General features: G+C 54.9%; 7 protein-coding genes. All 7 read right to left on the bottom strand.

Annotation, left to right across the window (positions count from 1 at the left end):
* Positions 1-1353: pyridoxal-dependent decarboxylase (locus tag LI953_RS14960; protein ID WP_227076899.1), on the bottom strand; the 1353-nt coding region annotated here is incomplete at its 3' end.
* The gene (locus LI953_RS14955) at positions 1350-2324 is read right to left on the bottom strand and encodes a homoserine O-succinyltransferase (protein ID WP_227076898.1); all 975 of its coding nucleotides are present in this window, start codon (positions 2322-2324) and stop codon (positions 1350-1352) included. The genes LI953_RS14960 and LI953_RS14955, both read right to left, overlap by 4 nt.
* The gene (locus LI953_RS14950) at positions 2321-3634 is read right to left on the bottom strand and encodes an O-acetylhomoserine aminocarboxypropyltransferase/cysteine synthase family protein (RefSeq protein ID WP_227076897.1); all 1314 of its coding nucleotides are present in this window, start codon (positions 3632-3634) and stop codon (positions 2321-2323) included. Before LI953_RS14950 ends, LI953_RS14955 begins: the two co-directional genes overlap by 4 nt.
* A 187-nt stretch (positions 3635-3821) precedes the next feature.
* Positions 3822-4556 (bottom strand): SDR family NAD(P)-dependent oxidoreductase, encoded by a 735-nt coding sequence (locus LI953_RS14945; protein ID WP_227076896.1) that lies wholly within the window; start codon positions 4554-4556, stop codon positions 3822-3824.
* On the bottom strand, positions 4549-5868 hold the full coding sequence (locus tag LI953_RS14940) for an AMP-binding protein (protein ID WP_227076895.1): 1320 nt from the start codon (positions 5866-5868) through the stop codon (positions 4549-4551). Before LI953_RS14940 ends, LI953_RS14945 begins: the two co-directional genes overlap by 8 nt.
* Before the next feature lie 25 nt (positions 5869-5893).
* Entirely contained in the window at positions 5894-6109 is a 216-nt protein-coding gene (locus LI953_RS14935) for a hypothetical protein (protein ID WP_227076894.1), read from the bottom strand.
* Positions 6102-6372, bottom strand: a 271-nt coding sequence (locus LI953_RS14930) for a hypothetical protein (RefSeq protein WP_227076893.1), incomplete at its 5' end; no start/stop codon positions are given. The genes LI953_RS14930 and LI953_RS14935, both read right to left, overlap by 8 nt.

Raw genomic sequence — 6372 nt, 5'->3', positions numbered from 1 at the left:
GTTCGTAATGCAGATCCGGATCACGTCGCGCCCCTCGAAGGTGGCGGCCGCGATCCACGCCTCGCCGGAGCTCACAATCGCGTCGGCGATCTCGCGCACAGGTCGATGCGGCGCGGGTGGTTTTACGCAGAGTACACCCATTCCACCGGGGTTCACGGTCTCCCAGCCGCAGGAGGCAAGTTTGACCTGCAAGTGACGGCTTAGCCGCACTGTCCGATCGACATGATGCGCGTATCCGGCCCATCCCGCGGCGGCAAGGTTGAGGAATAGCCTTAGACCAAGAAACCGTCGTGACCATAGCATTGAGGCGGTATAGGGATCTGGTGTGCTTTGCGTGGTCGGCATGAACGAGGCGGCGATATTGAAGGCCTCATTCAGGACCCAGGGGCGCGCGGTGATGAACATCCCGCAGCCCATGGTCGTGGCGAACCATTTATGTGCGTCTATTGTAACGGAATCGGCAAGATCGATGCCTGATAGCAACGGACGCAGGAGGTCGGATGCGATGGCGGCTCCACCCCAGGCGGCGTCGACATGAAACCATGCCCCGGCCTGCTCGGCGATTTCGGCGCTCGCGCGCAGCGGATCGATCATACCGCCGACTGTGGTTCCGGCGGTGGCCACGATCATCACGGGAACCGCACCATTGGCGGTATCGGCACGCACAGCCTCGGCCAGCGCAATCGGGCTTAGACGCCCATGCCCATCGGTGTCGATTAACCGTATCGCGAGGCGGCCAATCCCGGCCTGGTGCGCGATTTTGAGCCAGGCGAGATGGGCCTCGCGGGAAATATAGATCGCAGGCGGTGTGCGGAAGGCGCGCGCGCCTGTATCGCGGTAGGATGGGCAGACCTTGGTTAGTGCGCAGGTCATGGCGGTAAAATTTGCCTCTGACCCGCTATTGGTGAAATGCCCTGCGCTGCCTGCGGGCAGGCCGGCGCGGTGCGCGATCTGAGCAATCACATGCGCCTCGATAGCTGTCGCAGCTGGCGCAGTTTTCGCGGCTGCGAGTTGCGGGTTGAAGGCGGCAGCGATGTGGTCGGCGAGAATGGATGGAAAGCCGGGCGCGGGATTGAATAGGCCAAAATACCGCGGATGCGTCATTTGTACGACGCCTTCACGCATCTGTCGCACCAACCAGGGGAGGAGTTCCGTGAGATCGACAGGCGATGAAAACGTGAAACGCGAGAGTTCGGTGGCGAAGCGCCTGCGGTCCTCAACTGGCGTAACGCGGCCGTTGCCCATCGTGGCGTATGCGGCCTCGAGCTCGGCGGCAAGTAAGGCAGCGAGCCTGCTACGTTCTGTCGCCGCGGGGAACAATGATTCCACCGGTATGTCCGCCTCGTCGCTCATGGTGCGATGGCTCCACCCAGCCGCACAACATTCACCGCCTGCATCTGGTTACCACGGCACGGCGTGTGCTCGGCCACGATATCGAGCCAGTTGGCGTATAACTGCACCGCAGCACCGGCCCAATTGCGCCGCAACACCGCTTTTGCCGCGAGTGCAAGCGCCTCAGCCATGACATCACGGCCAGCCTGCGCGTGCTCGCGCAACATTGAGAAGTCCTCCTCCAGGCTGCCATCCAGATAGCCAACCGGAATTGACGGGCAGACGGGAGTTTCGCCCGCGACGTAACGGCGTAAATCGCGTAGGAACTCCTGCAGCAATGTGCCCTTTTGGTATTCCGGATGCCCCTGGAAATAAAAATTCGCGCTTCCGTCGCTAGCCGCAAAAATATCAACGCCCGCAATGTCACCGTCTGATAGAACCGTGTACCCCCGCGCATCTAACGCCGCTCGTGAGAGGCTGTTATATCGTGAATGCGGGCAGCGCCACAGTGCCGGTAACCCATCAGTCAGCCGGTGCGCGGCGGGCGTACGCCGGCAGTCGAACACCCCCGAAAGTTTAGCGCCAAGACGCTGTCGCGTGATACCGTCGCGGTACAATACCGCCGCATGTGCCGCGAGACAGGACCAGATGACAGGCACGGCATTCCGTTCGCACCAATCATAAAGCCGTATGAAGCGCGGCCATAACCACTCGTCGCGCAGATCGCTGGTCGTCGTCTCCATACCGGTGACGATGATAGCATCTGGAACATGTTCGAAAAGCGTGTCGATTGGAAGATGGTCACGCACGCCGTTGGCAATGTCGCGCATGGTAAAGCAGATTAACTCCGTGCAATGACCTGTCGCCTCCAGCACCCCCGCGAATTGAGTCCTCGCCGCAGCCATACCAGCAATCGCCATGTTATTGACAAGCCCAACGACGAGCGGCCGTGCCGACTGTTTCCAAGCTGGCAGGCGAACAGCCGCTGTCATGGCACGGCCTCAACCGAAGTGTCCAGCGTAGTACTTGAAAATGCCGCTGTCAGCGCCTGATCAAGATCTTCGATGATATCATCGATATGTTCAATGCCGATGCTGAGTCGGATTGTCTCCGGCATTATCCCCGCACTGAGTTGCTCTTGCGTTGACATTTGCCGATGTGTTGTTGATGCAGGATGGCAAGCTAAGGATTTTGAATCCCCAAGGTTAACCACACGGCGAATCAATTTCAATGCGTCGTAAAAACGTACACCTGCCTCATATCCACCGGCTACGCCAAAAGTAAGCAAAGATGGTACGCGGCCGCCGAGATACCGCTGCGCCAGTGGAAAATATGGGCTGTCGCCAAAGCCCGCATAATTTACCCAAGCCACGCGCGGGTCATCTCGGAGAAACCGCGCGACCTGGCCGGCATTTTCGACATGCCGATCGACGCGCACAGCGACAGTCTCTATGCCTTGTAACAGGAGAAAGGCGCTGAGGGGGGCGAGTGTTGCACCGATTGTCCTGAGATAGACGCTCCGCAACCGGCCTAAGTAAGCGCCGCGGCCAAAATGCTGGTGATAGATAAGGCCGTGATAAGAGGGATCAGGAAGGTTAAACATCGGGAAGCGTTCAGCCTCATCTTCCCAGGCAAAATTTCCAGCATCCACAACGGCACCGCCCAGTATTGTACCATGCCCGCCCAGAAATTTGGTCAATGAATGCACAACGATATCGGCACCGTACTCGATCGGACGGCAAAGAATTGGTGTCGCCACGGTATTGTCAACCACTAATGGGATATGGTGGCTATGGGCGATTTCAGCTATTGCCCCGATATCGGTAATATTTCCGGCTGGATTACCGACGGTTTCACAGTAAATTGCACGGGTATCCGCGTTAATCTGTGCGGATACAGCTTCAGGAGATCCATTTTCCGCGAAGCGTGTGGTCACGCCGGAATTCGGCAGCATATGAGAAAATAATGTGTGCGTTGTTCCATAAAGCTGCGGTACAGAAACGATATTGCGGCCAGGCTCAACAAGATTCATCACCGCAAAATACATCGCCGCCTGTCCGGAGCTGACACAAACGGCTTCCCGACCACCTTCAAGCACGGCAATACGACGTTCAAGCACGCTAGTGGTTGGGTTGCTGATCCTGCCATATCGATGGCCTTCAACCTCAAGATTAAACAAGGCCGACGCGTGTTCAGCGCTATCAAACCCATAGGAAACGGTCTGGTAGATCGGTACCGCTACAGCTCGTGTAAACGGATCCGCTTCATAGCCCGCATGTATCGCCGCCGTTTCTGGAAACATACGCAAAGCTCCTTGCATTCATGCCAGAGAATTTTCGCGCATTCGTATTTGGTATTAAAAAAATCATTAATACATCTTAGAACGTACAGATTTCGCTCATTTTTCGCTTTCAAACAACTTGAACAAATGGCTCAAATAATCACGGCATTCTTATCCAAATGGTCATAGCTCCGTCATCGCCCAGGACTTATGCGGTTGCTCCCGCGTCGACAACCATTAGGCTTCCTGTAATCCCGTGAGCCTGGTCGCTGACAAGATAATCAACAGTATTGGCGACATCATCGATCGTCGTGAGTCGACCCAATGCGCTCCGATGCGCGATTTTACGCTTTGAGGCATCGTCCATATCAAGAGTCATCTCTGTCTCAACGAAGCCGGGAAGTATGGCATTGACTGTGATGCCGACAGAGCCAACCTCACGAGCAAGGGAACGTGTAAAGCCAAGCATGGCTGATTTGGTGGCGCTATAGGCAGAGATTCCCTGATATCCGGTTACAGCAACGATCGAGGAAATATTCACGATGCGCCCCGCACGCGCTGCCAGCATTGAACGCAGAAGATGCTTCGTAAATACAAGGGGCGATATGATATTAAGGCGCGTGAGCCGTTCGATGTCAGTTGCATGCATGTTACAGAGCAGGCCGCTCATGCCTATTCCAGCATTGTTGACGACGCCGTAGATTGGTCCGAATTGCCGGCGCAGCTCACGCGCTGCATCACTGAGCGCTTCAATATCTCCCAGATCCTGTTGAAAGTAACTAACGCGCCCGACTCCCTCTTCAGCGGCATCTTTAATCACGGTATCTAGCCCGGTACCACGAGTGCGGCTTATGGCGATAACCTGAAACCCCGACGTGGCGAGCTTGCGCACGATACCCAGGCCAATCCCCCGGCTGCCGCCGGTGACGATGATATTACGCATGACGCCGCTCAATCTTGCCGGAATTCAAAATAGGAATTTCTTCGACCTCATTGATCTGTACGGGGACTTTGTGGGGGGCGAGATAGGTACGACACGTCGTGATGATCTCGCTTCGGATGGCAGCGAAATCTGGACGCGTGCCGTCCGCCCTGGGGGTAAGACTGACATCGGCTGCAATGAGCATGCCGGTGATCGGACTTGATCGCGCCCAGACGCGCGACGCCGCTACGGCCGGATGTCGATTGATCGCGGCCTCCACTTCCTCCGGATGTACTTTTTGTCCACCAATGTTCACCACCCCTTCCCGGCGGCCGACAAAGACATACCGTTCGCCTTCACGTTGCACTATGTCTCCAGTATCCACAAACCCAGTTGAATCAGCTATGGGAGGCATTTCTTTTCCTAGATACCGTCTCGCCGTCGCGTCAGATCGAACGCATAGCGAATTATTTTTGATCCGAATAATGGGGAACGTACCCGTCGTGGCGAGTAGACTTGCGGGAAATCCTTCCCGCACATCATTGACTGTGAAGACGACGCCGGCCTCTGTAGATGCGAATGCGTGTCCGATCTGCGCCTTGGGATACGTTGCTTGTAGCCGATCGAGAATATCCTGCCCTGGCATCTCGCCGGATAGCCGGATATATGCCGGGGCGATTAGTTTTGCACTTCCACTCATCAAAACTCGCCGCCAATGCGAGGGCGTACCGGATATATGCGTGACGCCAGCAATGCCTAGCCTCGAGAGGAAGGCTGAGACGGACTCACCCGAGTCGGAGAGGACTATGGAGCCATTGCCCAATAGTGCACGCAACAAAATCTGTAAGCCACCGTAGCGCCGTATATCGTAGAACGTACTCCAAACTGCGTGAGTGAGGCTGTTACCATGTATTGGCGCCGTTAGGCTAGAAAGGGTATGAAGTACGAGTTTAGGGAATCCGGATGTACCTGATGTAAATAGCACCCACTCTGTGTCGAGGTTCCGAGACGTTCGCTTTTGGCCAAGCTGTTGGGGGTATTGCGAAATATCAATGTCGGTATCAGATACGATGGTTTTACTTTCTGCAACTTCTAACAGACGTGGAATTTGCTTGTCAGAAATATCTGGCGGGCAAATGATCATCCGCTTTGCGATACCGTCTAGTGCGAGGAGGGCAATCACGGTTGAAATTTGGCTACGTGTACGAATAAAAACATTAGTGTCTGAGTACACCGAGATGCCTCTGCGTAATCTACTTGCCGGGTCGTGCGCGCAGAGCGGAATTCGGAATGACATGTCCAGGAGAAAACGCCCGGTGGAGGCATGCGCCAATATGAGTTCCTTTAGCGCAGTTCTATTAGTGGATTGCATTTTCATAAAGCTTTATAAAATCGCCTACCGTTACCGGAAAGTTATGGTCCACGGTTGACGAGAGCGGGTCAATGCCGAATTCATCATCGAGTTCCGCGACAAGAATGGCAATACAGAGAGAATCAAGCCCACTGTCCATGAGTTTAAGTTCATCTCGAAGTGGCGCCAGAGGCTTTTTTTGCTGTTGAGCGATTTTAGCCATCATCTCTAGAATGATGCTTCGAATTTCCATGTTGAGATTTTCCTCCTAAATAGGGGCGAGCTAGAAGTCTTTTATTTTCATCAATAAATCGGATGATTTGCGTGGTGACTTCTCGACGCATCCAACTTGCCGTTAGTTCGTGGTCTAGGTCGTGCAATACACTCAGCTGAAAGTTTTCGTTGCATTCAAGTGAACTTCCGCCCTTGCCAAAATGTCGTTCCAAAACTCTAAGTCCGGGGTCGTGCTCGCCATATAGAAAAAGA

It is taken from the genome of Acidocella sp. KAb 2-4 (assembly GCF_020567705.1).
GTDB lineage: Bacteria > Pseudomonadota > Alphaproteobacteria > Acetobacterales > Acetobacteraceae > Acidocella.
This window is presented reverse-complemented; position numbering and strand designations above follow the sequence as displayed.

Coding starts and splice junctions, on each gene's coding strand:
- LI953_RS14945 (WP_227076896.1), bottom strand. CDS start 4,556: ATGCGTAATATCATCGTCACCGGCGGCAGCCGGGGGATTGGCCTGGGT.
- LI953_RS14935 (WP_227076894.1), bottom strand. CDS start 6,109: ATGGCTAAAATCGCTCAACAGCAAAAAAAGCCTCTGGCGCCACTTCGA.
- LI953_RS14955 (WP_227076898.1), bottom strand. CDS start 2,324: ATGACAGCGGCTGTTCGCCTGCCAGCTTGGAAACAGTCGGCACGGCCG.
- LI953_RS14950 (WP_227076897.1), bottom strand. CDS start 3,634: ATGTTTCCAGAAACGGCGGCGATACATGCGGGCTATGAAGCGGATCCG.